1 protein-coding gene is annotated in these 246 nt (G+C 57.7%); it reads right to left on the bottom strand.

Features of this window, described 5'->3' with window-relative positions; all coding sequences use genetic code 11:
* On the bottom strand, window positions 1-246 hold a 246-nt coding region (locus HMPREF2581_RS15395), incomplete at both ends, for an ABC transporter substrate-binding protein (RefSeq protein WP_256565207.1).

Genomic DNA, 246 nt, shown 5'->3' with positions numbered 1-246 from the left:
CATCGCCAGGTTCTGGATGAAGGCCGCGTCGACCTCGTTGAGGGTGAACTTCACCCTGTGCTCGTCGAGCTTCTCGACCCTGGCGATGTTCTTGTCCAGGCCCATGTCGGTGAAGTAGGGAAACTCGGTGGGGTAGGCCTTGCGGAACGGATGATTCTTGTCGAGCATGCGTTCGAAGGTGAACAGCACGTCGTCGGCATTGAATTCGCGGGTCGGCTTGAAGTAGTCGGTGCTGTGGAACTTCAC

Origin of the sequence: Pseudomonas sp. HMSC057H01, assembly GCF_001836405.1 — a bacterium.
GTDB classification, from domain to species: Bacteria; Pseudomonadota; Gammaproteobacteria; order Pseudomonadales; family Pseudomonadaceae; genus Pseudomonas; species Pseudomonas aeruginosa.
This window is presented reverse-complemented; position numbering and strand designations above follow the sequence as displayed.